Below are 26,591 nucleotides of genomic sequence, written 5' to 3' on the forward strand. Positions count from 1 at the left end.
TGGTGACGACAGTCAATGGCACGCGATACTGTCGTGAGGTCCCGACGTAGGGCCCCGTCGAGAGGGGACCGGCAATGCCCGCATTCTCGCTCGAACCGTCACAGACCGCCTGGTGTGCGGAGCTGCGCACCCTCGCCGCCGAACGGCTGCGCCCGCTCGCGGACAAGGGCGAGCCGGGCCGCGTGAACCGCCCGCTGGTCGCCGAACTCGGCGAACTGGGCCTGCTGGAAAGGCTGTTCACATCCACCGCGCTCGATCTCTGCCTGATGCGCGAGTCCCTCGCGTACGCCTGCACGGAGGCGGAGACCGCCCTCGGCCTCCAGGGGCTGGGCGCACATCCCGTCCACGCCCACGGCACCCCGGCCCAGCGGGAGCGCTGGCTGCCCGCGGTGAGCCGGGGCGGCGCGGTGGCCGCGTTCGCGCTGAGCGAGCCCGGGGCGGGATCGGACGCGGCGGCGCTCGCGCTGTCGGCGGTCCCCGACGGTCCTTCCCGCTGGCGGCTCACGGGGGAGAAGTGCTGGATCTCCAACGCCCCCGAGGCCGACTTCTGCACGGTCTTCGCCCGGACCACCCCCGGCGCCGGAGCCCGTGGGGTGACCGCCTTCCTCGTGCCCGCCGACCGTCCCGGACTCACCGGCACCGCGCTCGACATGCTCTCCCCGCACCCCATCGGCGCCCTCGCCTTCGACGCCGTGCCGGTGAGCGCCGACGACGTCCTCGGCGACGTCGACCGCGGCTTCCGGGTCGCCATGGGCACCCTCAACCTGTTCCGGCCCAGCGTCGGCGCCTTCGCCGTCGGGATGGCGCAGGCGGCGCTGGACGCGACCCTCGCGCACACCTCCCGACGGGACGCCTTCGGCGGCAAGCTGAGGGACCTTCAGAGCGTCGCGCACACGGTCGCCGAGATGGCCCTGCGCACGGACGCGGCCCGCCTCATGGTGTACGCGGCGGCGACGGCGTACGACGAAGGTGCCCCGGACGTGCCCAAGCGGGCGGCGATGGCGAAGCTGCTCGCGACCGAGACCGCGCAGTACGTCGTCGACTCCGCGGTCCAACTGCACGGCGCACGCGCCCTGCAACGGGGCCATCTGCTGGAGCACCTGTACCGGGAGGTGCGCGCCCCGCGCATCTACGAAGGGGCCAGCGAGGTCCAACGGGGCATCATCGCCAAGGAGTTGTACGCGAGCTCGGCGGCGGCGCACACCGCGGAGGGTGTGGCTGCGGGGGACGTCTCATGAGTGTCGAGCGTGTCAATCCGCCCGGGCTGTCCCCGCCCACCGGCTTCTCGCACGCGGTGGTCGCCGGCGGATCCCGAGTGGTCTTCCTGGCCGGGCAGACGGCCCTGGACGCCGACGGGAAGGTGGTCGGCGGTTCCCTGCCGGAGCAGTTCGAGAAGGCCCTCAGCAACCTCCTCGCCGCTCTCACGGCCGCAGGCGGTACCCCCTCCGACCTCGCCCGCGTCACCGTCTACGCCACCGACATCGCCGCGTATCGCGCGCATGGCCGGGAACTCGGCCGTATCTGGCGGGAGTTGGCCGGCCGTGACTACCCGGCCATGGCCGTCGTGGAGGTCGTACGGCTGTGGGACGACCAGGCCGCGGTGGAGCTCGACGGCATCGCCGTGCTGCCCTAGCCGGTCGGTGTCGCCGACGTGCGCCGGACCGTACGCGGCCGGTCCGGGAGCCGGCGCGGTCAGGCGGCGACGGCCAGCCGGCCGACCGGCTCTCGGTGCGGTGCGACGACCCGGCCGTCGGGCAGCAGCTCGCCGGTGTCGTCGAAGACGATCGCGCCGGTGCACAGCAGGTTCCAGCCCTGCTCGGGGTGGGCGGCGACGACGTGCGGGGTGCCGCTGTCGGACGAAGCGCATGAAGACCGGCGAGAACACATGGCGCACCTCCACATTCGTAGGACCGTCCCTATGGGTCCGTATCCGTATGTGTAGACCATGCCCCCGTCGCGAACTCATCGGAACGGCCCGACGTGAAGCGTGACAACACGCGGACAACTCTCGGACGGTTCCACGACGCTCGGTGCGGACTCGCCACCGAAGGAGTGACGATCACGGCTGTCGGCACACGTTCCCGGTAGCAGTGGAGGCGCTCACTCCACTGATTCGGGAGGTACCCCCATGTTCGTACGCCCTGCCCTCACCGCCGCCGCTGCTGCTGCCGGTGCCGCGCTCTTCCTGCTCGCCGCTCCCGCGCTGCCCGCGAGCGCCGACGCCAACGAGACGGTCACCGTCGACCCCGTCGGCCGTATCGCCGAGGACGGCACGGTCACGCTCTCCGGTACCTACCGCTGCACCGGCGGCACGGGGCCCGTGTTCGTCAGTTCCTCCGTGGGCCAGCGCTCCCCCTCGGTCCGGCAGGGCATCGGCGGCACCCGCGCGGTGTGCGACGGCGTCGAGCACGTCTGGGAGAACACCGGCAAGCCCACTCCGGGCGCCCTGGAGCCGGGGCAGGCCCGTGTCGAGGCCACCCTCATGGAACTCAGCCCCCAGGGCGGACTGCCGTTGCCCCGCTTCCACGCCGTCGGGCAGCAGGACATCACCCTGACGGAGAGCTGAGTCCGGCGGAGCGGACGCCGCGCTCTCACCGCACCAGTCTGATCTCCGGGGGCCATCGCACGCCGTCCGCCAACAGCAGGGCGGGGCCCAGGTGTTGAGGGCACACGATCAGCGGCGGCCGGGCGTGGCACGAGATCTCGAACCGGGCGCGGGCACCGCACTCCTCCCCGTCCCGCGGTCCGGAGTGCCGGCTCGCGCACCGGACGGCGGGCGGGGACTCCGCGGCCGTCATCGGATGCCCGCCATCGCGTCGGAGGTCTGTTCGAGGTTGCCCAAGGGCATGGTCTCCTCCTTCGATCCGATGGCCGGGTGGCCGGGTGGCCGGGTGGCCAGGTAGTCCGGTAGTCCGGTGGCGCGGTGGCCCGGCGTGGGCCGGTGACGCGGTGGCTCGGCGTGGGCCGGGTGGGTGCACCGCACATGCCTTCACGCTAGGAACGGGCAGGCCGGACAGCCTGTCCGGGGCGCCGTCCGGGTGACGGCGGACCGACTGTGCGCCGCCCCGGCCGTTCGGGTGAACGCGGTGCCGGTCCGGGGTGGGGGAGGGGCGCCGGTGGGGTGGGTCAGACGGGGTACGCGTGTGTCTGCGTGGCCTTCACCGCCGCCCAGACCTCCGCCCCCGGGTGCAGGTCCAGTTCGGCCGCGGCCACCGTCGTGAGGTCCGCCGCCAGGGGGAGTTCGCCCGTGAGGTCGGCGCGGATCTGGTCGCCGTGGGTCTCCAGGCCGACCACTTCGCAGCGCCAGTGGTTGCGGGCGCTGGAGCCGGCGGGTGGCTCGCGGTACAGGGTCACGGCGCTCGGCGGGAACGCCACGAAGACCGGTCCCGACAGGTCCTCCGTGGTGGTGAGGGCGGGCCCCGTTCCGAGACGGACCGTGTGACCGTCGGCCTCGCCCCGGTACAGATTCAGGCCCACCAGTTGGGCGATGTAGTCCGTACGGGGATGACGGGCGATGTGGGAAGGGACGCCCTCCTGGACGACCTCGCCGTGCTCGACGACCACGAGCCGGTCGGCAAGGACCATGGCGTCCAGCGGATCGTGCGTGACGAGTACGGCCACGGCCTCGAACTCGGCAAGATGGCGCCGGAGTTGGGCGCGGACCTCCAGGCGGGTGCGGGCGTCCAGGGCCGCCAGGGGCTCGTCGAGGAGCAGCAGCCGGGGGCGGGTGGCCAACGCGCGGGCCAGGGCGACGCGTTGCGCCTGACCGCCGGACAACTTGCGGGGCTTGGAGCCCGCGTGGGCGGTGAGACCCATGCGGTCCAGCCACCCGGTGGCCTGCGCGCGGGCCTCCGCCTTGGTCGAGCCCTGGCAGCGCGGGCCGAAGGCGACGTTGTCCAGGGCGGTGAGATGCGGGAAGAGCAGATAGTCCTGGAAGACCACGCCGACCGGACGGGACTCCGGCGGCGTACCCTCCAACGCGGCGCCGTCCAGGCGTAGATGACCGTCGGTGAGCGGGGTCAGACCGGCGAGGGCGCGCAGGGCGGTGGTCTTTCCGGCACCGTTCGGACCCAGCAGGGCGACGACCTCGCCGGGCGCGACGGACAGTGACACGTCGAGGCGGAAGTTTCCGCGGGCCACGACGAGCCGGGCGTCGAGGCCGTTGGGGGCGGCGTCGGGACGGGTGTCGGAGCGGGTGTCGTGGGCGGCGTCGGAGTGGATGTCGGGGGTCCCGGTCGTCCGGCTCGTGCCGGTCCCGGTCGTCGCGTCCTCGTCGGTGCCGGACATTCCGTCCCCGTCCGTCCCGTTCATCGCGCGGTCATCCAACGGTCGCGCAGTCCCGCCAGCACCGCCACGGACACGGCCAGCAGGACCAGGCTGAGGGCGATGGCCGCTTCAGGGTCGCTCTGGAGGGCGAGGTATACGGCGAGCGGCATGGTCTGGGTGCGGCCGGGGAAGTTGCCGGCGAAGGTGATCGTCGCACCGAACTCGCCGAGCGCCCGTGCCCAGGCCAGTACCGCGCCCGCCGCGATGCCCGGCGCGATCAGGGGCAGCGTGACCCGGCGGAAGGCGGTGAAGCGGGAGGCGCCCAGGGTCGCCGCCGCCTCCTCGTAGCGCGGGTCGGCGGCCCGCAGGGTGCCCTCCACGCTGATGACGAGGAACGGCATCGCCACGAAGGCTTCCGCGATCACGACGCCGGTGGTGGTGAAGGGGAGGGTGATCCCGAACCAGGTGTCCAGCCACTTGCCCACGACGCCGTTGCGGCCCAGCGCCATGAGCAGCGCGACACCGCCGACGACCGGCGGCAGCACGAGCGGCAGCGTCACCAGGGCGCGGACCAGACCGCGGCCGGGGAACTCGGCCCGGGCCAGCAGCCAGGCCAGCGGCACCCCGAGGACCAGGCTCACCGCGGTCGCGGCCGTGGCGCAGAGCAGGGACAGCTGGAGCGCCTGCCACACGTCGACGCTGGTCAGCTGACCGGGCATGCTGCGCCAGGGCGCCCGTACGAGCAACGCGACCAGCGGCACGATCAGGAACGCCAGGCCGATCAGCGCGGGCACGAGCAGCGGCAGCGGTACGCCACGGCCGCCGTCGGGCCTGTCGGTCGGGGTCACGGCTTGAGGAACCCGGCCTCGCTCAGGACTTTCTGTCCGTCGGCGGACCGTACGAGGGCGACGAACGCCTTGGCGGCGTCCGTGTTCCGCGTGCCCTTGAGGAGGGTGATCGGGTAGTCGTTGACGGCGTCGGCGGACTCGGGAAATTCCACGCCCTCCACTTTGTCACCGGCCGCGCGCACATCGGTCTTGTAGACGACGGCCGCGTCGGCCTCCTTCAGCTCGACCTTTGTCAGCGCGGCCTTGACGTCCTGCTCGTAGGAGACCGGTGTGAGCTTCAGCCTGCTCGCGTCCAGGGCCTTCTGGGCGGCGGCACCACAGGGCACCTCCTTGTCGCACAGCACGACCTTCAGGTCCGGGTTCGTGAGGTCCTTCAGCGACGCGACCTTGTCAGGGTTGCCGGGCAGGGTCGCGATCTCCAGCTGGTTGCGCACGAAGGTGGCGGGTGTGCCGGTGGCGTCCCCCGCGTCCGTGACGATCTTCATCGTCTTGGGGCTGGCCGAGGCGAACACGTCCGCGGGGGCGCCGCCGGTGATGCTCGCGGCCAGGGAGTCGCTGCCGCCGAAGCTGAAGGTGACTTTCGTGCCGGGGTGCGCCTGCTCGAACTCCTTGCCCAGGGTCGTGAAGCTCTCCTTGAGCGAGGCGGCGGCGAAGACGGTCACCGTGCCGGAGAGCTTGGCCGACGTGGAGGAGTCGGGCGTCGTCGACGAGGATTCCGCGTCGGACGAGGAGCAGGCGCTCAGGGCCAGCAGCGCGGCGGCGCCTGCCCCGGCCGCCGACAGACTCCGGCGGTTCAGGCGGTTCCTGCGCACGGTACGGGTCATCACGGGTCCACTCCCTCTGGTCCTCGCGGACACGGGTACTTGCAGTCCTGGATGATACTGGCGCAGATGCGAGGTGAAAGTCTCCTGTGGCTTCGCATGAGCAAGAAACCTTATCCGGCAGGGTGGTATGTGCGTTCGTACGGGAGGTGCGGCCGGGTGCGGTCGGCTGACGGGTCGCGGGGTGCCGTTCCGGCCTGCGGAACGGCCGGTTCGTCCGACAGGCGAGGCGGGCGACGCAGGCGCGTCGGCGGGAGCGGCCGTGCACTCCTGCCCGGTCGCCGAGTGAGGCGGGAAGCCCCGTTCAGGCCCTGTCGATGTGTACGTTCGTCGACTTCACGCGGGCGATGGCCTCCACCCCGACCTCCAGGCCGAGCTCCTCCACGGCTTCCCGTGTCAGCAGGGACACCAGCCTGTGCGGGCCCGCCTGGATCTCGACCTGGGCTGCGACATCGCCCAGCTTCACGGCGGTGACGATGCCGGGGAAGGCGTTGCGGGCGGACGTGTGGGAGGTCTCCTCGTCGCCACCGTCGCCCTTGGCCAGCTCCACCGAGAAGGCGGCCAGATCCTTGCCGTCGATGAGACGTCGGCCGCCCTCGTCCCGGTGTGTGGGCACCCGCCCGGCGTCCGCCCACCGCCGCGCGGTGTCGGGGCTCACGCCGAGCAGCCGGGCGGCCTGGCCGATCGTGTAGGACTGCATACGCGCCAAGATAGGCGATCAACGCGCGCGGAGTGCCGCCGCGTTCCCTCCCGGCGGCAGTCGTACGGACCGACGGTCACGGTCGTACGGACAGTCGGCGACGGTCGCACGGACCGTGTCGCGGTCACGCCACGAGGCAGGTCATGGCCGCCCAGAGCAGCGGCGAGTGCTCGATCCGCCCGCCGCCGCGCCGGCGGTCGAGTTGCTCGCGCTGCCAGCGGCCCAGCCGGTGCACCGGGTCGGGGTGCTCGTGGGCGGTGTCGACGGCGACGACCGCATCCGACAGCGGGCTGACGGACCACGACGCACTACGGCGACCATGCGCCAACGGAGTTCATGGGGAGTTCGAAACCACCGGCGAGTGGCAGGGTGCCGCCTCTGTGCCTGTCGGCGATCACCGCGGGCAGTCTTGCCGTCCTGGTGGAACCGGTCGGACCCGAGGGCCCCGGCAAGGTCACCGTCCTCTGGCCGAGCAGCGCCCTGCTGGCGGGCACGAGAACCTGCCGGGTGATCGACCTCGAAGGCCGGCTGACCGAGGTGACCCGACGTCCCGTCCGCCAACTGGGACAGATGCGGACCTCCCGGTCGGCCGGAGGTGTCGCGAGGCCGGCGACACGATCGACCTCCGTCGCCCGGACACCGAAACGGCCGCCCGGTACGGCGCGTTGGCAGAGTGGGCCCGCGCTGTCCCCGAGGATCCGGCACCGGTGACTGTCCGGCGGTCCTGCACCACACCAAGGAGGTGGTGCTCCGTGGCAGCCCGAACGGCAGGTCGTACGTGGTCGGCTGGAACCGCACCAACCTCATCGCGGGGATCACCACGGCCAGGGTCATGGCGCCCGACGGCCGGGAGTTCCAGTTGCCGGCCCGCTCCGGCGCGTTCTGGCCCCTGATGAACCTCCTGGTTTCGTACGGCCTGTCGAACCCCGCCCCGGTACTGGACCTTCGCAAGCGGCGCATGCGTGCGGTGGCCGGGGCGGTGATGGAGGTGGTGCGGGACAAGGCCGGGGCCTGGGACTGGCAGGGACTGGACCGCCGGAAACGCCGGGCGAGTGCCTTCGGGCACCCGGTCGCGGAACAGAGTGAGTGCCTCGGTCAGGTTGCCGGGCCCGCACGCGATACGGAGTGGTGTCTCGCCGATCAGGCGCGGTCGTGGAGAGTGACCTGGTAGCCGTCGGGGTCGGCGAAGGTGAACGTCCGACCGAAGGGACCGTCGATCGGCGCGGAGACGATGGTGTGACCGTCGGCCACGAGAGCGTCGTGAATGGCCTGGACGCCTGTGGCGTGCAGCCAGATCGCGGCGCCGATGCCGGGCTGGGCAACGGATGCGAGATCGGTGCCGGGAACGACGTCCCGGAGCGCGAACGCTATCGGCTTCGTCTCGAAGACCACGGCGTGCGGAGGTCCTGCCTGCGAGCGGACGAGGCCCAGGTACTGCTCGTAGAACGCCTGTGAAGCGTTGAGGTCGCGCGCTTGGAGCGAGATGAAGTCGGGGCCGGTTGCGGGCATGGCGATGCTCCCTCTGTTCGTGTCAGTTTTCTGACACAGGTCAACCTATGTCAGAATGCTGACATGCATCAAGACGGTGTCGGTGTCGACCTGGAGACGTCACTGGGCTACCTGCTCAAAGAGGCGTCGAGCGCCCTGCGCGCAGCCATGGAGGAGGTGCTGCGGCCGCTCGGGATGAGCGTGACGCACTACTCCTGCCTCGAACTGCTGGCTCAACGACCGGGCTTGTCGAACTCCGAGCTCGCGCGGGGCGCGTTCGTCACGCGGCAGACGATGAACGTGCTGCTCCAGACCCTGGAACGAGAGGGCTACGTGACCAGGCCCGCGGAGGCGCCCGTCGGGAAGGCTCTTCCCGCGCGGCTCACGCCCCGCGGGCGACGGAGTCTTGAGAAGGCGACCGCGGCGGTCCGGTCCGTCGAGGTCAGAATGCTGGCCGGCATGACCGAGGCCGAACAGTCAGGCGCGTTTCGGATCCTGCAGAGGATGATCCATTCCCTGCGCGACAGCGGTGAGGGCGCATAGCCCGTTCCCGGGCCACGTTCCGTCGCGCGCGCCCGACCGTGGTCCTCTGACAACCCCACCGCACACGGGCGACAGCGCGACTGGCGTACCGTCGCTGCCCGACCGCGACCCGCCGCGCCCCGGTCGTCCCACCATGCCCCGCCCCGCTGCTCCTCAGCCCCCCGCGGGCCCGCCCCCTCCGCACGCGCGGCGATCGTGGCGGCGGTGGTTCGCGTCCTCTACTTCACGGGTGTGTGCGACGGACGGCCCGCCGAGCTGGATGAGGGAACGGATCGACCGGAGCCGCTGGATGTGCTCGTCGCCGTACTCGACCGCGGTCGGGTTCAGTGCGCGGCCCTCGGGGAGCAGCCCTTCCCGCCGGTAGTGCTTGATGGTCGCCACCGGGGCCCCGGACCGGCGCGACGGCATCGCCACGGCCGCACCCGGCCGCCGCTCTTCCCCCGCCACCGAGTCAGGGTCGATCAGTCCTGGGCCCGGTGTATTCACACGCCTCGACATCGAAGGACCTCACCATGTCCCAGCCCATCGGCAAGACCCACTGGAAGCGCTTCGCCATCGGCGTGGTGCCGACGCCGAAAGCCACGGAGCCGTCCCGGCCCGGGCCGTCCATGACGCCCGTACCGTCTGCTCCCAGCCACCGGACTGCCGAGCCGTCACCCCGACGCGAGTCCCCGGAGCCGTCCGCAGGGGTCGACCGCACCTGCGACATCAGTGCTCTCAAGGCCCCCGAGGAGACGAGCGCCGGCCGCTTCGCCGCCGAGGCGTGGAAACTGAAGGGGAGCCGCCTCGAACTGCACGACCTCGTCTTCCACGGCGTGGTGACCGTGGACACGGCCGCCGGGCCCAGGCGGGTACTCAAGTTCACGGCGGCGGAAGTCGCGATCCGCGACCTGAAGATGGCGGTACCCGACGGCCCGCAGATCCAGCACATCGACGGCGCACCCGGTTCGACGTCCACGATCCAGGGCGACGACATCACCATGTACGTCGAGAGCCTGACGGGCACTGTCTCCGGCGTCGAAAACCTTCCCGCACCGCCCGTCCTGCGCCTGCACCTCACTCCCGACACCGTGCCGGAGTGGCTCTACGACACGGTCGGGAACCTCGGCCTCAAGCTCCGACTGCGCCTGGACGACGCCGACATCGACCAGGCGGGACAGACCGGCGGAAAGCTGGTGATCCCGAGTATCCACGGATACGGAACGCCACGCTGAACCAGGGGCCCCCTCGACCTCGCGCTGTCGTGACACCGGGCCGACCCCCCGCCGCAGCGATCTTTGCCGCTCCCTTGCGCGGTCATGACCGGATAACTGCCGATGCATGACCGGATGGCTGCACACATGCACTCATGATGGTCGGCGTAAGTAAGGCGTGCCTTCGCTAACCAAGACGACGGCGGCCGGCATTCAGCAGGCTGGGAGGCCGCAGCACATGTGGGACGACGCGTTTCCGAGCTTCCTGATCGGGCTGCGGGAGGGCCTGGAGGCCGGGCTGATCGTCTCCGTCCTCGTCGCCACGCTGGTGCGGGCCGGGGCACGGTCCCGGCTGCCGCAGGTGTGGACGGGCGTCCTGGCCGCCATATCGCTCGCCCTGAGCTTCGGAGCGGTGCTGACCTTCACCGCCGCGGCCCTGTCCGCCACCGCTCAGGAGGCGTTCGGCGGCGCGCTGAGTGTGGTGGCGGTCGGGTTCGTCACCGCGATGGTGTTCTGGATGCGCCGTTCCGCACGGACCTTCTCCGGCGAGATCCGGGAGAAGGTCACCGGGGCGCTGGGCATGGGCGCGGGCATGCTGATCGTCACGTCGTTCCTGGCGGTGGGCCGCGAGGGCCTGGAGACCGCGCTGTTCCTGTGGACCACGGCCCGCGCGGCCGGCGAGTCCGCCGGACCGCTGACCGGCGCCGGCATCGGCCTGGTCCTCGCGGCGGGCCTGTGCTGGGGTCTGTACCGCCGTGTCCTGCACATCGACCTGACGAAGTTCTTCACCGCGACCGGCGCCCTCCTCATCGTGATCGCGGCCGGCGTGCTCGGCTACGGGCTGCGCGACCTGCAGGAGGGCGCGATCCTGCCCGGCGGGACGTCGTACGCCGTCGATCTCGGCGGCAGCATCGACGCGGGCTCCTGGTACAGCACCCTCGTCCAGGGCGTGTTCAACCTGACGCCGACGATGACCTGGCTGCAGGTCGTCGGATACGTCGGCTATCTCGCCGTGGTGATGACCCTCTTCCTGCGCGGCGCCACGCCCCGGACGGCCGAGCCCGCCGCGAAGGCGCAGCGGGCGAGGCCTCTGGCTCCCGGCCGCCGTCGGCCGCCCTGGGTGGTGCCCGTCGCGCTGGTCGCCGGGCCCGCGGTCCTGGCGGGACTCGCCGTCGCCCTCGGCGACTCCCCGCCCGCCGGGGCGCAGACCGTCGCCGTGTCGCAGACGGACTGCGGCAAGGGCTTCAGGGCGCCGAAGCCCGGACGGCAGACCTTCCAGATGCACAACACCGGCGACAAGACCTCCGAGGTGTACCTCGTCGACCCGGCCACCGACGCGGTCTACGGCGAGGTCGAGGGCCTCGCCCCCGGCACCACCCGGGCCCTGGTGGCGACCGTCGGCGGCGGCACCTACGCGTGGCGCTGCGTCCCCGGCAGCGGCAAGGCGGTCACCTCCCGCGCGGTCCGGGTCGCCGGCTCCGGCACCGGGAGCACGGCGGTCGTGCCGGTCTCCGCCGCCGATCTCGCGGCGCCGCTCACCTCGTACAAGACATACGTCGAGCGGGGTCTGGCCACCCTCGTCAGCCAGACCCGGCGGCTCGGCGACGACATCGACGGCGGCCGGCTGGGCGCGGCCCGCGCGGACTGGCTGACCGCACACCGCACCTACGCCTCGCTCGGCGCCGCCTACGGCACCTTCCAGGACTACGACCAGAAGATCGACGGCAGGCCCGACGGGCTCCCGGGTGGCGTGCACGACAAGGACTTCACCGGCTTCCTCCGGATCGAGTACGGGCTGTGGCACGGTCAGTCGGCGAAGGAGCTGACCGCGTCCGCCCGGCAGCTCGCGGCCGACACCGCCGGACTGCGCAAGGCGTTCCCCACCCAGGACTTCGACCCCGGCGACCTGCCGTTGCGCGCCCACGAGATCCTGGAGAACACGCTCCAGTTCGAACTGACCGGCGACGCCGGCCAGGGCAGCGGCACCGAGCTCGCCACCGCCGACGCCAACCTCAGCGGCACCCGTGAACTCCTCGCCGTACTGCGGCCGTTGCTGACCGGCCGGGCCCCGCACCTGCTGCCCACCGTCGACGCCGACATCGCCCGGGTGCAGAAACTGCTCGACTCCGCGCACCACGGCGGCCACTGGACCCCGGTCGACCGCCTGGACGGGACCACGCGAGCCGGGCTGAACGGCGCCACCGGACAGCTCCTGGAGGACCTCGCACCCGTGCCGGACCTGCTCGAGATCAGGAAGTCGGCGTGACGAACGAACACCACGACCGCCTGGAAAACGAAGACCACGAGCGCCCGGAAGGGAACCACCCCATGCCGTCCACCGAAGCATCAGGCTGCCCCGCGGGCGCCGGCCGCCGCTCCTTCGTGAAGCGGGCGCTGGGCGCCGGTGCCGCCGGAGCGGCCCTGGCAGGCGGCGCCTTCGCCCTCGCCGAGAGCGGCGGCACGGCCCAGGCGCAGGCCGCGGACGCCACCGACACGGCCAAGGTCCCCTTCCACGGCGCCCATCAGGCGGGCATCCTCACCCCGGCACCGGCCGCGGCCACCTTCGTCTCCTTCGACGTCATCGCCGAGGACCGCGCCGGGCTGACGGAACTGCTGCGCACCATCACCGCCCGGGCCCGCTTCCTCACCACCGGCGGCACGCCCGGCGACCTCGGCGTCGGCGCCCCGCCCTCCGACAACGGCATCCTCGGCCCGGACGTCCCCGCCGACGCGCTCACGGTCACCGTGGGCGTCGGGGCCTCGCTGTTCGACGACCGCTACGGGCTCGCGAAGGCGAAACCGCGTCGGCTCACCCCCATGCGCACCTTCCCCAACGACAACCTGAACCCGGCCGAATGCCACGGCGACCTGTCCCTGCAGATCTGCGCCGCCCGCCAGGACGTGGTGCTGCACGCCCTGCGCGACATCGCCAAGCACACCCGGGGCGCGATGCAGATCAAGTGGCGCATCGACGGCTTCCAGAACGGCCCGCGCCCGAGCGGCGCCCAGCGCAACCTCCTCGGCTTCAAGGACGGCATCGCCAACCCGGACGCGGCCTCGGCCCGCGCGATGAACCGGCTCGTGTGGGTGGGCGACGGACAGGGCGAGCCGGCCTGGGCGCACGGCGGCAGCTACCAGGTCATCCGGGTCATCCGCATGCTCGTCGAGTTCTGGGACCGGGTCTCCCTGAGCGAGCAGGAGCTCATGTTCGGCCGCCGCAAGGACACCGGCGCCCCGCTCGACGGTGCCAGGGAGACCGACATCCCGCAGTACGCCAAGGACCCGCACGGCACCGCGATCCCCCTCGACGCCCACATCCGCCTCGCCAACCCACGCACCACCACGACCGACAACTCCCGCATCCTGCGCCGGGGTTACAACTACGACCGGGGCATCGACGACGTCGGCAACCTCGACATGGGCCTGGCCTTCTGCTGCTACCAGCAGGACGTACGGCGACAGTTCGAGGCCACCCAGACCCGCCTGATCGACGAACCCCTCGTCGACTACATCTCCCCGACCGGCGGCGGCTACTTCTTCGCCCTGCCCGGCGTCCGCGACGACGCCGACTGGCTGGGCCGGGAACTACTCACGACCACGTGAGCCGCCGCCCGGCGAGAGCCCGACGGGCACCACTCGCCGAACGGCACCCTCACTCAGCCGGCGACGTCGACTCCGTGAGCCTGCACGAGGGGCGATCCGCCGGTTCCAGGAGTCGTACCGATCAGTGCCGCGTCGACCGCGCCGAAGGCTGCCTGGCCGTCGGCGGCCGCGGCAACGGGGACCGTGCCGGTCGCGGGTGGCAGGGCCGTTGCATCGAGGGCGACGGTCTGTTCGGCGGGCTTGCCGGGCGCCGCGTTCCGCCGTGTCATGCCGACGGCCACGAGGACCACGGCCATGCCCAGCACGACCCGGACGCTCAGGTTCTCGCCCAGGACGACCGCGCCGAGGAGAACGGAGACCACGGGCAGCAGATAGCCGACCACCGCGGCGTTGGTGGCGCCCTCGTCGTTGATGATCCGGTAGGTGAGGTGGAAAGTGATCGCAGTGCAGAAGACGCTGAGGACGACGGCAGTGATCACGACCGCCGGGCCGGGATCGATCGACTCCAGGCCACCGACCGGCATCGCGACGGCGGTCAGCCCGCTCGCGGCGACGAGCTGGGCGGCGGAGAGCGAGATGGTGGGAGTGCCCTTGCGCACCAGGGTGCGGCCCATGTAGGTGAAGGCGACCGCGTAACTGGCGGCCGCGCCGAGGATGGCCAGCGCTCCCCATCCGGTGGCCCCGGCCGACTTCCAGGGCGCGAGGATGAGAATCGTCCCGGCGAAGCCGAGCAGGAGACCTGCCAGGCGGGTCGGGCGCAGTCCGCGTTCCGAGCCGAGGGCGAGCCCGAGGGCGATCGACCACAGCGGAGTCGTGGCGTTCAGGACCCCCGCGAGGCCGGAGTCGACGGTCTGCTGGCCCAGACTGAACAACGCGAAGGGCAGCGCGTTGCAGAAGAAGGCCGCGACGACGATGTGACGCCAGACGGCGATTCCGCGAGGCAGGCGCCGGCCGGTCGCGTAGCAGGCGACGGTGAGGACGAGCGCGCCGATGACGCAGCGGACGAACGTGACCTGGAGCGGGGAGAGCCCGCGCAGCGCCAGTTCGGTCCAGAGGAAGGTCGAGCCCCAGAGCAGGGCGAGCACGGCCACCCGCACTCCGCCCCGCAGACTCCGTGTACTGCTGCTGTTCACGATGCTTTCCTCCATCCGGTCGGCTGCGGCTCGGTACGCGGCCCGGTCCTGCGGCCCGTGCCATCCCGCTTCTTCGAAGATGCCCCACACAATCTTTGAGGACAAGCAAATGGTTCTACCTAGTCTGTTAAGCTGTACTACATGCTTGACGTGAGGCGACTGCAGGTCCTGCGCGCGGTGGTCACCAGTGGCACGGTCACCGCGGCTGCGGCCCACCTCGGCTACACACCGTCCGCCGTCAGCCAGCAGGTGGCGGCACTGGAGAAACAGGCCGGCACCGCGCTGCTCGAACGGGTCGGCCGCGGCGTGCGGCCCACCCCCGCCGGTCTGCTGCTCACCGAGCACGCGGCCCTGATCAGCTCGGCGGTCGCCCAGGCGGAGACCGCCCTCGCGGACCTCCGTGCCGGACGCATCGGCAGTCTGTCGGTCCGGTACTTCGCCACGGCGGGCTCCACGCTGGTGGCCCCCGCCCTGGCACGGCTGCGAACGGAACACCCCGGTGTGCGGGTCGACCTCGAACTCGCCGACCCGGAGGACCCGTTCCAGGAGATGGTGCGCGGCCGGGCCGACCTGGCGGTGGTCGTCCAGGCGCGCGACCGCGTCGTCGACGGCTTCCGGCTCGTCCACCTGCTCGACGACCCGTACGCCGCCGTACTGCCCCTCGGTCATCCCCTCGCGGGCAAGGAGGTCATCGACCTCAACGAGCTGTCCGGTGAGCAGTGGGTCGGCAGCGAGCCTCCCGGCCCCTGTCTGGAACCGGTGATCGACTCCTGTGCGGCGGCCGGCTTCACCCCCGACTTCGTCATCCGCAGCGAGGACTACGCCACCGCGCAGGGCTTCGTCGCGGCCGGCCTCGGTGTCGGGCTGATGCCGATGCTGGGGCTGCGCGGCCGGCACCCTGGGGTCGTCGTACGGCCGGTCCGCAACCCCGAGCCGGTCCGGGTGATCTCGGCGGTCGCCCGCGAGACCGCCCTGGACCAGCCCGCCCTGCGCGGCCTGCTGACGGCGCTGCGAGACGCGGCGGCCACCGGCCCGTCCGATGGACCCGCGGCGCACTGACCGCGGTCCGTCCGGCTCGGTCCGTCGGGCGGGCCGGCGGCGGACGCGCATGTCAGGCGGCGGGCGCGGTGGCCGCGGCGGGTACGTCGGTCAGGGTCACGACACTGGAGAAGATCTCCCGGTCGTGCTGCCGGGCGCTGACCCGGACCCGGTCGGGCTCCGTGAGCCGCTCGGCCTCCAGCAGGCAGGGGACGTCCATCTCGGCGTACCTGACGAAGTCCGAGTCCATGCCCGTGACGGCCATCGGCCGTGGGTGCGCGGTGGCCAGGGCCGCCTGGCGGGCGGCTTCGAGGAGCAGCATGCCGGGAGCGTGGTCGACGAGGTGGTCGAAGAGGACGGGGTGGGTCGTGTCGACCCTCAGCTGCCAGTGATCGGGCCGGTCGGTCGCGGCGAGCACCACGTCCTCGAAGCGGTCGCGGCCGAAGGGCGACAGACCGGCCGGCGGCGGCAGCGGCACGGCACGCGCGGTGGCCGCGGTGGCGTCGGCGTACCCTCCGCGCAGCCGGTTGTAGACCGTGCGGTCCTGGATGGTGAAGCGCGAGTGGGCGGTGGCCATGGGGTGGCCGTCCCGTTCGACCTCGACGGTCAGGGATATCGCGGAGGCGCGGTCGCGGCGGTACGCCACGTCGTGGCAGCTGATGTGCAGCGTCAGCTCGGCCGGGCCGCCGTCGGCCTGTGCGGCCGAGGGGTCGAGCGTCCAGCTGAAGTCCTTCCACAGCAGCTGGTGGCCGAACGGCACCTGGTAGGCGCCGTGGGACAGCAGCGGCAGCGTCTGGCGTACGGTCTCGCTGAGCAGGAGCGGGTCGTACAGGCCCAGACGGCTGACGTAGAACCGGTGTGCGGCGGGCCAGGCGGCCGTCACCGTGAAGGTGTCGGACCCGGTCCGCCGCCATCCGCGCAGCAGCATCTCGTCCTGGTTCGTCTTGTGCGTGTGATCGGCCGAAACCGGCTCAAAACGACTTGCGAGGCTGTGCTGGGCGAGGTCGATGGACATGGTGTTCCCCCCTGGTGCGGTGACTTCCGAATTGGGCACGCGCAGATGAAGCGTCGACGCACGCGGTGACAAGGTGGCGTCGACGTGAATAAAATAGAGGTCGTTCTTTTTGTTTGTCTACAGGAATCAAGGAGTCCGCCGATGGCGCGACAACGGCAGGAACGGGCGGAGCGGACCCGGGCGGCGCTCATCTCCGCGGCCGCAGAGATGTTCGACCAGGTCGGATACCACGGCGCAGGTCTGAACGCGATCTTGAAGAGGGCCGAGACCACTACCGGAGCCATGTACTTCCACTTCAAGTCGAAGGAGGAACTGGCCCGCGCGGTCATCGTCGAGCAGGCGGCCGAGCTGAAGTGGCCCAGCGGCAAGCAGGGGCTGCAGCAGCTCATCGACGTGTGTCAGTACCTGGCCGTGGAGATGCGTTCCAACGTCCTGTTCCGCGCCGGCGTCCGGCTCGCCGTCGAGCAGAGCGAGGTGAACCTGCTCAACTACTCGATCTACGACTGGTGGGCCGAGCAGTTCGGCACCCACCTGGCCGAGGCGCGCGACCTGGGCCAGCTGCATCCGGAGGTCGACGAGGTCGCGTTCGCCCAGGTGATCGTGGCCGCGTACACCGGTACGCAGATCATGTCGCGGCTCTCCAGCGCCCGGGGCGACCTGCCCGAACGCATAGAGAGCATGCTGCGATGTCTGCTGCCGGCCCTCGCGCCGGCGGACGTCGTCGCCACGCTGGAGTTCCCGGACAACGCCCGCGAGCGCACGGCGCCGGGCGGCGACGCGGGAAAGGCTGCCTCGTGAAACCCGTTCAGGTGCTGCTGACCGGCGCGACGGGGTTCGTCGGCGGGGCGGTGCTCAGCCGGCTGCTCCGTGAGCGGGAGGACGGCCTCGACGTGGAGGTGCGCGCCCTCGCCCGCGCCGTTCCGGCCGACCGGCCGGAGCGGACAGGCGTGGAGTGGAGGCGCGCGGACCTGTCCGACCCCGCGTCACTGGCCGGGGCGGCGGACGGCGCGGACGTCCTCGTCCACCTCGCCGCGCGTGTCGACGGCTCGGAGCGGGAGTGCGAGCGGACCAACGTCGACGGGACCCGGGCCGTCGTCGCCGAGGCCCGGCGCGCCGGGGTGGGGCGCATCGTGCACCTGTCCACAGCGGCGGTCTACGGGCCCGGGCCGCACCGCGGCATCCCCGTCGACGGGGTCACGCCCGCGCCCGTGTCGGCGGCCAGCCGGACCCGGCTCGCCGCCGAGCGGATCGCGCTCGACGCGGGTGCCGTGGTGCTGCGGCCCGGTCTCGTCCTCGGTGCGGGGGACCGCTGGGTCGTGCCCGGACTCGGCGAACTGCTCCGGCGGGTCCCGGCCCGCTGGGACGGCGGGCGCGGCCGGATCTCCGTCGTGGCCGTCGAGGAACTGGCGCGGCTGATCGCGGTCCTGGCCACGGCACCGGACGCCGTGCCCGCCGGGGTCTTCCACGCCGGCCACCCGGTGCCGGTGCGCAACGGCGACCTCATGACGAGGCTCGCGGAGCTGGACGTACTGCCGTCGGTCTCCGACGACTGGTCCTGGGAACAGTGCCTGGCGCGGCTCCGGGAGGTGCCCGGCCGTATCAGTGAGAGACAGTTCGCGCTGCTGGCGCGCGACCACTGGTACGACAGCGAGGAGATCTGGCGGCTCGCGGGATGCGCACCGGCTCCCGGTCCACTGGACCGGCTGGCCGAGGCGGCGCCCTGGTACCGGGCACACCTCGCGGCGGGCTGAGCGGGCCGGCGGGCCGCCCGCACCGGTGCGCCCCGCACCTCACCACCGAAGTCCTTTGCGGAACCGGGCAGTTGTGTGGAACCCGGGTGGAAGTCGGGGAAGTCGCGCCCAACTTGGCCAAGTCGTCGCGGAGCCGGGCACGGGAGGCGTCCGCGGAGACGACCGGCGGTACGTTCGCAGGACCGGGCCCCGTGCCTCCCGTCGTCCACAGCGCTGCGAGCGGGCGGGAGACCGACGGCGGGCCCTTTCCCGGGCACCTGCGCACACCGTTGCCCGGGCGGCCCGTGAGAGTCAGTTCCCGTGATGAATACCGAGGTCAGGCCCATGGTGAAGCAGCTGAGAGCGGAGCGCACCCGCCAGGCGCTGATCGCGGCGGCGGCCATCGAGTTCGACCGGCACGGATACGCCGGGACATCACTGTCCGCCGTGCACCGGGCCTGCGGCATGACGATGGGCGCGCTCACCTTCCACTTCCGCGCCAAGGCGGACCTGGCGATCGCGGTCTGCCAGGAGGCCGAGGCCATCACCCGCCGGACACTGGCCCGGCTCGCACGGATGGGCACGCTCCTGCCCGTCGTCGAGTTCACCCTCGTCGTGGCCCGGCTGCTGGAGGAGGAGGTCACCGTCCGCGCGGCGGCCCGGCTCACCCAGGAGCGGGCCGTGCCGTCCCAGTGGCACACCGTCTGGCGGGCCGTCCTGCGTGACCTGGTGGCCGCCGCCCCCGAACCGCCCGGACCCGGCCTCCGGCCCCGGCCCGAGGAACTGGAACTGCTGGCCGTCTACCTGACGACCGGCGCCGAGGCGGCCCTGCGGGAGGGACGCACCGGCAAGGAGGTGCTCACCCAACTGGAGTGCCTGTGGGCCCTGGTGCTCGTCCCCGACCCACCGCTCGACGCCGACGAGTGTCCGGCCGACGCCTCCGCCATGTGCGAACCGTCCTGACCCCCACCGATTCCCCGACCGATCCCCCCCACCTGAACTCCTCCACGAAAAGGCTCGATCCATGACTCGACGCTGCGCGCTCGTCACCGGCGGTTCCCGGGGCATCGGGGCCGCCATCGCGACCGAACTCGCCACCACCGGGCACCGCGTGGCCGTGCACTGCCGTGCCGATTCCGAGGCCGCGGAGGCCGTGCTCGACGCCCTGCCCGGCACCGGCCACATCGTGGTCACCGGCGACGTCGGCACACCCGGCGCGGCCCGGGAGATCATCGACTCCGCGGTCGCCGGCCTCGGCACGGTCGACGTGCTCGTCAACAACGCGGGTGTGTACACCGAGCAGCCCGTCGCCACCACCTCCTACGAGGACTGGCAGGCCGACTGGCGGCGCCTGGTCGACGTCAATCTGCTCGGCCCGGCCGATCTGATCTGGTGCCTGGTCGACCATCTGCGGCACCGGCTGCAGGGACCGCAGGGCGCCTGCATCATCAACGTCGGCTCGCGCGGCGCCTACCGGGGTGAACCGGACGCCCCCGCCTACGGGGCGACCAAGGCCGCCCTGCACGCGCTGACCCAGTCGCTCGCCCAGTCGCTGGGACCGCTCGGTATCGCGGTCACCGCCGTGGCGCCGGGATTCGTCCGCACCGACCTCACGGAACCCATGCTCGTCGGAGCCGTCGAGGAGGAGGTGCGCAGCCAGAGTCCGCTCGGCAGGATCGCCGTGCCCTCGGATGTCGCGGCCGCCGTGGCCTGGCTGAGCAGCGCCCGCGCCGAGTGGTGCAGCGGCGCCGTACTCGACGTCAACGGAGCCTCCCACCTGCGCTGACGTGCGCACGGCCGCCACCTCCGATGGGCGCCGCCACCGCAACCGCCACCGACCACGAAACGGAGACCCCGTGCGCGCCTCAGTCCTTCAGATCGCCGTACGCCCCGACGAATCCGCCGACGAACGGCGGGCCCGTGTGTCCGACCTCGTCCGCCGGCAGCACACCTCCGACCTGGTGGTGCTGCCGGAACTGTGGACGGTCGGGGCGTTCGCCTTCGACGCGTTCCCCGCACACGCCGAGCCACTGGACGGGCCCACCGCCCGGGCGATGAGCGCCGCCGCGGCCGAAGCGCGGGTGTGGCTGCACGCCGGTTCCCTCATCGAGCGGGCTCCGGGGGGCGACCTGTACAACACCTCCCTGCTGTTCGGCCCCGACGGCCGACTGCAGCGGACGTACCGGAAGATCCACCGCTTCGGCTTCGACCGGGGCGAGGCGGCCCTGCTGGCCCGGGGCACCGAAACCGTCACGGCCGTGCTCGACGCGGGCGAGGGCGCGGGCGCCGGGCTGACTGCGGGGCTCGCCACCTGCTACGACCTGCGCTTCCCCGAGCAGTTCCGGCTGCTGGTGGACGCCGGTGCCGAACTGTTCCTCGTCCCGGCCGGGTGGCCCGCCGCCCGCCGCGCCCACTGGTCGCTGCTGGCCCGCGCCCGGGCCGTGGAGTCGCAGGCGTACGTCGTCGCCTGCGGTACGGCCGGTACGCACGCCGGTGTGGAACAGGCCGGCCACAGCGTGGTGGTCGATCCGTGGGGCGAGGTCGTGGCCGAGGCCGGGGCGGGGGAGGAGACACTCGTCGTCGATCTCGATCCGGCGCTCGTCGCGAAGACGCGTGCCGAGTTCCCCGCCCTGCGCGACCGGGTGCTCGGCGTGCCGGCGCCCCGCTGAGATGTGCCTCCCGACGGCAGTTGCCGTCCGCCCCGCGTGTGCCGGGCGGACGGCAACTGCCGTCTTGGTGCTGGGGAGTTGCTTCTCTTCCGGCAGCCCCTTGCGCCCGGCGCAGTCGGCGTGTAACACTCTTTCGCGAGGCACTCTGTCCTCATCCAGGAGCCTCCGCACCACCGTAGCGCCGCCATCGAGCGGCGCTTTTTTGTTGCCCCGGTACGGGGAGTCCCCCACGAAAGTGAGGCATCAGCGACCATGACCGCCCCGACCTCCCGACGATCCCTCCCTGCGCAGTGCGCGTCGAACCGCTGCCGCCGGGCGGCAGGCTCCGGCGCCGTGCGGCGCAGGCCCGCCGAACCGGGCGCCCGGCTCTGCGGGCCCTGCACCCGTGCCCTGGCCGCCGACCTGGCCGCCCTGCCGGCACTCCACGACGAGAGCGAGCAGCACCTGGTGCTCCCCGCCCGGCAGGGAAGCCTCGCCCGGGTCACGGGCCACCGTCCGGACCCGCCGCCCGTGAGCGACGCGGCGTTGGAGGCCCGGTACGACGCCGTCGTACGGCTGGCCTGCTGGGCCGGACTCGTGCTGGACGAGACAGAGCCCGGGCAGGTGCCGCCGGAGCGGACCGTTCCCGAACTGGCCGCCTTCCTCGGCCGGCACCTCGGCCTCCTGGCCGCGCACCCCGCCGCGGGCCCGGCGGCCGACGAGATCGCCCGCGTGGCCACCGCCCTGCGGCTCGTCGTCGCACCGCCCAGGCCCGAACTCGTACCGCTCGGCCGATGCGTCGAGCCGGGGTGCGAGGCCGAGGTGACGCTGCCCGAGCGGGGCGGCGACGACCTCGTGCTGCGCGGACCGATGTGCGGTGCCGGGCACGTCCTGACGCCACGACAGTGGCTCCTTCTGAACCGACGTCAATCGATGTCCGAGGCCAAGGAGACGGCATGAACAGCACGCACTCCGCCCGCGGCAAACGCGTACCCACCTCGCTGGCGGCGCTCGCCCTCGACGTCCGCGAGGGCACGATCCGCCAGTGGGCCCGCCGCGGCAAGATCACCCGGTACGGGACGCGACGCCAGGCCCTGTACGACCTGAACGAACTGGCCGCGCTGGTGGCCGCCGAGACCACCACGGCGCCCGGCGCCTAACCGACAGCACCCCGCGCCGACCACCCGGCACGGGACGCGAGGCCAGGCCCCGCACGACACTCCACGCCCACCCCCACCCCCCAGGGGCGCGGGGAACTGCGCGACCGGCCCCCACCGGCCCCCACCGGCCCGCAGCCGACACGACCGACCGCACCCCGCGCCGCCCACCGGGCACGGGACGCGACGCCGGGCCCTGTACGGCACTCCACGCCCACCCCCACCTCCCAGGGGCGCGGGGAACTGCGCGACCGGCCCCCACCGGCCCGCAGCCGACACGACCGACCGCACCCCGCGCCGCCCACCGGGCACGGGACGCGACGCCGGGCCCTGTACGGCACTCCACGCCCACCCCACCCCCCCAGGGGCGCGGGGAACTGCGCGACCAGCCCCCATCGGCCCGCAGCCGATACGAGACCGCACCTCGCACCAGCCACGAGACGCGACGCGAGGCCCTGTACGACCTGAACGAACCGGTCGCCGGCGAGACCGCCACGGCGCGCACGCCTGACCGACCGCACCTCCGCCCCATCCCACCCCGCACCCCCGTTCGCCCAACCGTTCGGCCACGCCGCCGCACGGTGCCAACCCATGCCCGAAAACGGGCCATCGGCACGGTTTCCGAGGAGACACGACAGTGGACACACCGCAGACACCCCAGTTCCCGCAGACGTCCCAGTGGCAGCAGCACTGGCAGGCACGGCGGGACCCCTTCGTCGAGGAGTGCCTCCAGGCACGGGAGAGCCTGCTCGCCGACCTGAAGGACCCGGCCACCGCACAGGCCCGCGTCCTCGACGACCTCATCGACATCGGTGCCGCCTCGCTGCACTGGAAGGAGAAGGGCTACGACGTGATCGCCGCCGACCCGGGCAGCTTCCGGTCGGTCCTGCCGGTCATGCGCTACAACGACTTCGCCGAGGAGATCGACCGCGAGACCCGCACCAAGGGCGGCGTCCTGTCGTGCAGCCCCGTGCTGCGCTGGCTGAAGACCAGCGGGACGACCGGCACCCCCAAGCGGGTCCCGTACACGCTGCACTGGCTGCTGACGTACCGGATCCCCGCGATGAAGGCCATGTGGGGCACCTGCCTGGAGCACCACCCCGAGATCCTCGCGCACCCCTGGGCCACCCTCGACACCCAGACGGTCCGCGAGGACGTGTACGACTTCGTGCACGGGGTGGAGCACCAGGCGATCAGCAACCGGCATCCGCAGCTCAACAGCCGGGACTGGAACCCGCCGTGGTACGAGTCCCCCTGGTTCGGCCCCGACGCGCCCACCAGTCACGCCGGGCGGATGTACCACCGGGTGCGGAACCTCGTCGGCAAGGACCTGCACTACATCTCGGCGATCAACCCCAGCACCCTGGTCTCGCTGCGCGACCTGATCGCGGAGCACGGCGCCGAGCTGGTGCGCGACCTGCGCGAGGGCACCCTGCGCGGCAGGCCCTGGACCGACCCCGACGAGAAGGCCGCCGCACACCTCGAAGTCGTGCTGGCCGAGGACGACTTCAGCCTCGTCGACGTCTGGCCCTCGCTGACCCTGTACAGCTGCTGGCTGTCGGCCTCCGCCGAGCTGTACCGGCCGCGTCTGGACGCCGTGCTGCCCGGCGTCGCCAAGCTGCCGTTCATGAGCTGCGGGACCGAGGGCGTCACCACCATTCCGGTGGACGACACGCTGGAGAGCCAGCCGCTCGCCGTCAGCCAGGCGTACTTCGAGTTCGTCCCCGCCGACATACCGCTGGACGCGCTCCTGGACGCAGGCGAGAAGGTCGACACGCTGCTGTACGACGAGGTGGAGGCGGGCCGCGACTACCACCTGATCATGTCCCAGGGCAACGGCCTGTACCGGTTGTGGACCGGCGACATCTACCGCGTCGACCGGATCGTGGACGGCACGCCCTGGGTGCACTTCACCCACCGCGACGGCGTCTTCCACTCCTTCACCGGCGAGAAGATCACCGAGGGTCAGGTCACCCAGGCCATCCGCCAGGGCCTCGCGGCCGGCGGCCTGGAGACCGGGCTGTACATGTGCGGCCCGCGCTGGGACGAACTGCCGTCCTACACCGTCGTCGTCGAAGTTCCGGAACCCGCCGAGGAGTTGGACCGGGAGCTGTCCGGCGCCATCGACCGCGAGCTGTCCGTCATCAACATCGAGTACGCCTCGAAGCGGGACAGCGGCCGCCTCGCCGCCCTGCGGGTGCACACCGTGGCGCAGGGCGCGATCGCCGCGTACGTCGAGTCCCGGCGGCAGCAGGGCAACGCCACCCAGTACAAGTACAAGCCCTTCCAGAAGGACGTCGACTTCGTCGACGCCCTCGTCACCGACTGAACTACCAACCGCCCTTCCAGCAAGGAGAGTTCGACCGTGATCGAGACCATCAGGCCCCCGCAGAACATCCGCCGCGAGATCATCGACCTGCCGTGCGGCGACGAACGGCTCGCCCTGCACGTCTGGCGGCCGGAACGCATCAAGGGAGCCGTCCTCTACTTCCACGGACTGCAGTCCCACGCCGGGTGGCTGTGGGAAGTGGGCCCGCGTTTCGCCGACAACGACATCGCGTTCTTCGTCCTCGACCGCCGCGGCAGCGGCATCAGCCCCGGTCTCCGGGGTGAGATACCGGACGCCGACACCGTCCTCGGCGACTACGCGCAGGCCGCCGCGTTCGTCCGGGACATGATCGGCGACACCGTACCCCTGTCCCTGTTCGGGCACTGCCTCGGCGGCTCCTTCATGGCGGCCCTCATGTGCCACGAGGGGTTCACCACCTCCTACGACGCCGCCGTGTTCTGCTCCTCCTGGCTCGGCCGGATGCACGCCACCCTCGACCCGGCCACCCGCGAGGCCGTCGCGGCGGACCGCAGCGGCGAGCTGTGGGACGCGGGTCTGGATGCCGCCGACTTCACCGACGAGGCCAAGTACCGGCACTTCATCGACCACGACGACCTGGCCGTACGGCGGTTGACGCGCCGTTCGCGGGCGGTGCTGCTCGACCTGGAGCGGCGCTATCTGACGGGCCGAGGGGTGACCTCGCCGGTGCCCGCGGCCACCTTCGTCTCCGGGATCACCGACCCGATCGTGGACCTCGACGCCGCCCAGTCCGTCTTCCAGGACCTGGTGTCCGGGCGCGGCTCGCTCATGCGGTTCCCCACCGACAAGCACTACCTCTTCTACACCGGCGTCAGCGGCGACCTGGTCGACTGGACGTCGACGTACACGCTGCTCCAGGGCGTGAACCGTGGCGTCTGAGGCCTGGCGGGCCCGGCTGTACCACGTCGAACTGCCGATGCGGACGCCGTTCGACCATCCCGCCGCCCGCCGCCGTACCTCCGACAGCCTGGTCCTGGCCCTGTCGGCCGAGGGCGTGACGGGCCTCGGCGAGTGCGCGCCGCGGCCGTACGTCACCGGCGAGAGCACCGCGAGTGTGCGCACCGCGCTGGAACGGGTCGACCTCGACGCCCTGTCGGTCCGGCTCACCGGCCGTGAGCCGGGGGAGTCGCTGGCGCTGCTGCACCGGGACGGCTTCGCCCGTACCTTCGGGATCGACGGCGGAAACAACCTGCTCTGCCTGCTGGAGACCGCGGTCCTCGACTGGCTGGGCCGCCGGCTGGGGGCGGGCGCGCGGAGCCTGCTGCCGCCGGGGTCGTCCGAGGAGGGCGCCGCTTCGAGCCTGCCCGTCTCGCAGGTGCTCGATCTCAGCCTGGACACCGAGGAGTTCCTCGCCACCCGCGGCCCCTTCCACTTCGTGAAGATCAAGGCCTCCGACGACATCGAGCACGACGCCCGTACCGTCCGCACCCTCCGCGACAAGCTCGGCGACGAGGTACCGGTCATGGTCGACGCCAACATGAGCTGGACCCCGGCGAACGCGGTCGGCCACGCCCGGCGGCTGCGCGAGGCGGGCGTCGACTACGTGGAGGAGCCGCTGCCCAAGGGCTCCTGGGAGGCGCTGCGCGCGCTGCGCAGGGACGGCGGGGTGCGCGTCATGCTGGACGAGTCGGTGTGCACGGCCCGGGACGCCCGTACGGCGGTCGAGTCCGGGGCCTGCGACGCGTTCAACATCCGGGTCTCGAAGAACGGGGGGCCGCTGCCGGCCGCCGGGATCGTCGCGTATGCCCGGGAGAACGGGATCCGCTTCCAGTTCGGTGTCCAGGTGGCCGAGGTGGGCCCGCTCATCAACGCGGGCCGGGCCCTGGCCTTCGGCCATCCGGACGCCCTCACCGTCGAGGCCGGGCAGTCCGACCGCTTCTTCCCGGAGATGATCGTCGCCCCGCCCCCGGCCGTCGACCGGGACACCAACACCCTTCGGCCCGCGGGCGGCACCGGCTGGGGCATGGACCTCACCGGACGCGCCGAGCGCTGGGCGGTCCGGGACCTGTGACCACCCCCACCCATGCCCGAAAGGCAGGA

30 protein-coding genes are annotated in these 26,591 nt (G+C 72.2%); 19 read left to right on the plus strand and 11 right to left on the minus strand.

The features are described from left to right. Positions 1-74: 74 nt before the first annotated feature. The gene (locus ACZ48Z_RS25440) at positions 75-1,238 is read left to right on the plus strand and encodes an acyl-CoA dehydrogenase family protein (RefSeq protein ID WP_468738176.1); all 1,164 of its coding nucleotides are present in this window, start codon (positions 75-77) and stop codon (positions 1,236-1,238) included. Further along, positions 1,235-1,633 carry a RidA family protein gene (locus tag ACZ48Z_RS25445; RefSeq protein WP_468738177.1) on the plus strand — a complete coding sequence of 133 codons (399 nt, stop codon included), beginning with the start codon at positions 1,235-1,237 and terminating at the stop codon, positions 1,631-1,633. The genes ACZ48Z_RS25440 and ACZ48Z_RS25445 overlap by 4 nt, the downstream gene beginning before the upstream one ends. Before the next feature lie 59 nt (positions 1,634-1,692). Here ACZ48Z_RS25445 and ACZ48Z_RS25450 read toward each other — a convergent pair whose 3' ends face one another. Continuing rightward, on the minus strand, positions 1,693-1,887 hold the full coding sequence (locus ACZ48Z_RS25450) for a DUF5999 family protein (RefSeq protein ID WP_468738178.1): 195 nt from the start codon (positions 1,885-1,887) through the stop codon (positions 1,693-1,695). Positions 1,888-2,128: 241 nt separating this feature from the next. Here ACZ48Z_RS25450 and ACZ48Z_RS25455 point away from each other — a divergent pair, with 241 nt between their 5' ends. Next, positions 2,129-2,566, plus strand: coding sequence for a DUF6299 family protein (locus ACZ48Z_RS25455; RefSeq protein ID WP_468738179.1), 438 nt, complete (start codon positions 2,129-2,131; stop codon positions 2,564-2,566). A gap of 228 nt (positions 2,567-2,794) precedes the next feature. Here ACZ48Z_RS25455 and ACZ48Z_RS25460 read toward each other — a convergent pair whose 3' ends face one another. The 6 genes from ACZ48Z_RS25460 to ACZ48Z_RS25485 form a co-directional block, all read right to left on the minus strand. Continuing rightward, positions 2,795-2,983: a hypothetical protein gene (locus tag ACZ48Z_RS25460; protein ID WP_468738180.1), complete on the minus strand. Its 189-nt coding sequence runs from the start codon at positions 2,981-2,983 to the stop codon at positions 2,795-2,797. A gap of 143 nt (positions 2,984-3,126) precedes the next feature. Next, positions 3,127-4,311: an ABC transporter ATP-binding protein gene (locus ACZ48Z_RS25465; RefSeq protein ID WP_468738181.1), complete on the minus strand. Its 1,185-nt coding sequence runs from the start codon at positions 4,309-4,311 to the stop codon at positions 3,127-3,129. Beyond that, positions 4,308-5,114, minus strand: a complete 807-nt coding sequence (gene modB, locus ACZ48Z_RS25470) for a molybdate ABC transporter permease subunit (protein WP_468738182.1) — start codon at positions 5,112-5,114, stop codon at positions 4,308-4,310. Before modB ends, ACZ48Z_RS25465 begins: the two co-directional genes overlap by 4 nt. Next, the gene (modA, locus tag ACZ48Z_RS25475; RefSeq protein WP_468738183.1) at positions 5,111-5,938 is read right to left on the minus strand and encodes a molybdate ABC transporter substrate-binding protein; all 828 of its coding nucleotides are present in this window, start codon (positions 5,936-5,938) and stop codon (positions 5,111-5,113) included. The genes modB and modA overlap by 4 nt, the downstream gene beginning before the upstream one ends. A gap of 301 nt (positions 5,939-6,239) precedes the next feature. Continuing rightward, positions 6,240-6,635 carry a TOBE domain-containing protein gene (locus tag ACZ48Z_RS25480; RefSeq protein WP_468738184.1) on the minus strand — a complete coding sequence of 132 codons (396 nt, stop codon included), beginning with the start codon at positions 6,633-6,635 and terminating at the stop codon, positions 6,240-6,242. A gap of 124 nt (positions 6,636-6,759) precedes the next feature. Then, complete coding sequence (locus ACZ48Z_RS25485; RefSeq protein ID WP_468738185.1) at positions 6,760-6,963, minus strand: hypothetical protein; 204 nt, start codon at positions 6,961-6,963, stop codon at positions 6,760-6,762. Positions 6,964-7,380: 417 nt separating this feature from the next. Between ACZ48Z_RS25485 and ACZ48Z_RS25490 the strand changes: the two genes are divergently transcribed. Next, on the plus strand, positions 7,381-7,806 hold the full coding sequence (locus tag ACZ48Z_RS25490; protein WP_468738186.1) for a hypothetical protein: 426 nt from the start codon (positions 7,381-7,383) through the stop codon (positions 7,804-7,806). On the opposite strand, the gene ACZ48Z_RS25495 is transcribed toward ACZ48Z_RS25490, so the two are convergent. Continuing rightward, positions 7,776-8,144 carry a VOC family protein gene (locus tag ACZ48Z_RS25495; RefSeq protein ID WP_468738187.1) on the minus strand — a complete coding sequence of 123 codons (369 nt, stop codon included), beginning with the start codon at positions 8,142-8,144 and terminating at the stop codon, positions 7,776-7,778. The genes ACZ48Z_RS25490 and ACZ48Z_RS25495 overlap by 31 nt on opposite strands. 63 nt (positions 8,145-8,207) lie before the next feature. Here ACZ48Z_RS25495 and ACZ48Z_RS25500 point away from each other — a divergent pair, with 63 nt between their 5' ends. Then, complete coding sequence (locus ACZ48Z_RS25500; RefSeq protein WP_468738188.1) at positions 8,208-8,666, plus strand: MarR family winged helix-turn-helix transcriptional regulator; 459 nt, start codon at positions 8,208-8,210, stop codon at positions 8,664-8,666. 153 nt (positions 8,667-8,819) lie between these two features. Here ACZ48Z_RS25500 and ACZ48Z_RS25505 read toward each other — a convergent pair whose 3' ends face one another. Further along, positions 8,820-9,113: a MerR family transcriptional regulator gene (locus ACZ48Z_RS25505; RefSeq protein ID WP_468738189.1), complete on the minus strand. Its 294-nt coding sequence runs from the start codon at positions 9,111-9,113 to the stop codon at positions 8,820-8,822. A gap of 65 nt (positions 9,114-9,178) precedes the next feature. Between ACZ48Z_RS25505 and ACZ48Z_RS25510 the strand changes: the two genes are divergently transcribed. The 3 genes from ACZ48Z_RS25510 (at position 9,179) to efeB (ending at position 13,462) form a co-directional block, all read left to right on the plus strand. Continuing rightward, positions 9,179-9,880, plus strand: a complete 702-nt coding sequence (locus ACZ48Z_RS25510; RefSeq protein ID WP_468738190.1) for a hypothetical protein — start codon at positions 9,179-9,181, stop codon at positions 9,878-9,880. Positions 9,881-10,097: 217 nt separating this feature from the next. Continuing rightward, positions 10,098-12,125 (plus strand): iron uptake transporter permease EfeU, encoded by a 2,028-nt coding sequence (gene efeU / locus ACZ48Z_RS25515; RefSeq protein WP_468738191.1) that lies wholly within the window; start codon positions 10,098-10,100, stop codon positions 12,123-12,125. A gap of 62 nt (positions 12,126-12,187) precedes the next feature. Further along, the gene (gene efeB / locus ACZ48Z_RS25520) at positions 12,188-13,462 is read left to right on the plus strand and encodes an iron uptake transporter deferrochelatase/peroxidase subunit (RefSeq protein WP_468738192.1); all 1,275 of its coding nucleotides are present in this window, start codon (positions 12,188-12,190) and stop codon (positions 13,460-13,462) included. A gap of 53 nt (positions 13,463-13,515) precedes the next feature. On the opposite strand, the gene ACZ48Z_RS25525 is transcribed toward efeB, so the two are convergent. Further along, positions 13,516-14,595, minus strand: a complete 1,080-nt coding sequence (locus ACZ48Z_RS25525; protein ID WP_468738193.1) for a DMT family transporter — start codon at positions 14,593-14,595, stop codon at positions 13,516-13,518. A gap of 141 nt (positions 14,596-14,736) precedes the next feature. On the opposite strand from ACZ48Z_RS25525, the gene ACZ48Z_RS25530 reads away from it, so the two are divergent. Next, positions 14,737-15,654 (plus strand): LysR family transcriptional regulator, encoded by a 918-nt coding sequence (locus tag ACZ48Z_RS25530; RefSeq protein ID WP_468738194.1) that lies wholly within the window; start codon positions 14,737-14,739, stop codon positions 15,652-15,654. Positions 15,655-15,706: 52 nt separating this feature from the next. Here ACZ48Z_RS25530 and ACZ48Z_RS25535 read toward each other — a convergent pair whose 3' ends face one another. Next, complete coding sequence (locus ACZ48Z_RS25535) at positions 15,707-16,648, minus strand: ScbA/BarX family gamma-butyrolactone biosynthesis protein (protein ID WP_468738195.1); 942 nt, start codon at positions 16,646-16,648, stop codon at positions 15,707-15,709. Positions 16,649-16,789: 141 nt separating this feature from the next. Between ACZ48Z_RS25535 and ACZ48Z_RS25540 the strand changes: the two genes are divergently transcribed. The 10 genes from ACZ48Z_RS25540 to ACZ48Z_RS25585 all read left to right on the plus strand — a co-directional run bounded on the left by ACZ48Z_RS25540 (position 16,790) and on the right by ACZ48Z_RS25585 (position 26,562). Continuing rightward, a complete protein-coding gene (locus ACZ48Z_RS25540) occupies positions 16,790-17,446 on the plus strand; it encodes a ScbR family autoregulator-binding transcription factor (RefSeq protein ID WP_468738196.1) in 657 nt (218 codons plus the stop codon). Next, positions 17,443-18,399 (plus strand): NAD-dependent epimerase/dehydratase family protein, encoded by a 957-nt coding sequence (locus ACZ48Z_RS25545; RefSeq protein WP_468738197.1) that lies wholly within the window; start codon positions 17,443-17,445, stop codon positions 18,397-18,399. The genes ACZ48Z_RS25540 and ACZ48Z_RS25545 overlap by 4 nt, the downstream gene beginning before the upstream one ends. Before the next feature lie 324 nt (positions 18,400-18,723). Beyond that, on the plus strand, positions 18,724-19,341 hold the full coding sequence (locus ACZ48Z_RS25550; protein ID WP_468738198.1) for a TetR family transcriptional regulator: 618 nt from the start codon (positions 18,724-18,726) through the stop codon (positions 19,339-19,341). Positions 19,342-19,402: 61 nt separating this feature from the next. Beyond that, positions 19,403-20,164 (plus strand): SDR family NAD(P)-dependent oxidoreductase, encoded by a 762-nt coding sequence (locus tag ACZ48Z_RS25555; protein ID WP_468738199.1) that lies wholly within the window; start codon positions 19,403-19,405, stop codon positions 20,162-20,164. A gap of 70 nt (positions 20,165-20,234) precedes the next feature. Continuing rightward, positions 20,235-21,047, plus strand: coding sequence for a carbon-nitrogen family hydrolase (locus tag ACZ48Z_RS25560; protein WP_468738200.1), 813 nt, complete (start codon positions 20,235-20,237; stop codon positions 21,045-21,047). A 333-nt stretch (positions 21,048-21,380) separates the two neighbouring features. After that, complete coding sequence (locus ACZ48Z_RS25565) at positions 21,381-21,986, plus strand: hypothetical protein (protein ID WP_468738201.1); 606 nt, start codon at positions 21,381-21,383, stop codon at positions 21,984-21,986. Next, positions 21,983-22,186 carry a hypothetical protein gene (locus ACZ48Z_RS25570; RefSeq protein WP_468738202.1) on the plus strand — a complete coding sequence of 68 codons (204 nt, stop codon included), beginning with the start codon at positions 21,983-21,985 and terminating at the stop codon, positions 22,184-22,186. Before ACZ48Z_RS25565 ends, ACZ48Z_RS25570 begins: the two co-directional genes overlap by 4 nt. Positions 22,187-22,820: 634 nt before the next feature. Beyond that, on the plus strand, positions 22,821-24,512 hold the full coding sequence (locus ACZ48Z_RS25575) for a GH3 family acyl-acid amido synthetase (protein ID WP_468738203.1): 1,692 nt from the start codon (positions 22,821-22,823) through the stop codon (positions 24,510-24,512). Between the two features lie 36 nt (positions 24,513-24,548). Then, positions 24,549-25,430 (plus strand): alpha/beta fold hydrolase, encoded by an 882-nt coding sequence (locus ACZ48Z_RS25580; protein ID WP_468738204.1) that lies wholly within the window; start codon positions 24,549-24,551, stop codon positions 25,428-25,430. Then, positions 25,420-26,562, plus strand: a complete 1,143-nt coding sequence (locus tag ACZ48Z_RS25585; protein WP_468738205.1) for an enolase C-terminal domain-like protein — start codon at positions 25,420-25,422, stop codon at positions 26,560-26,562. The genes ACZ48Z_RS25580 and ACZ48Z_RS25585 overlap by 11 nt, the downstream gene beginning before the upstream one ends. Positions 26,563-26,591: the final 29 nt, after the last annotated feature.

Source organism: Streptomyces sp. NPDC031225, from assembly GCF_055570355.1.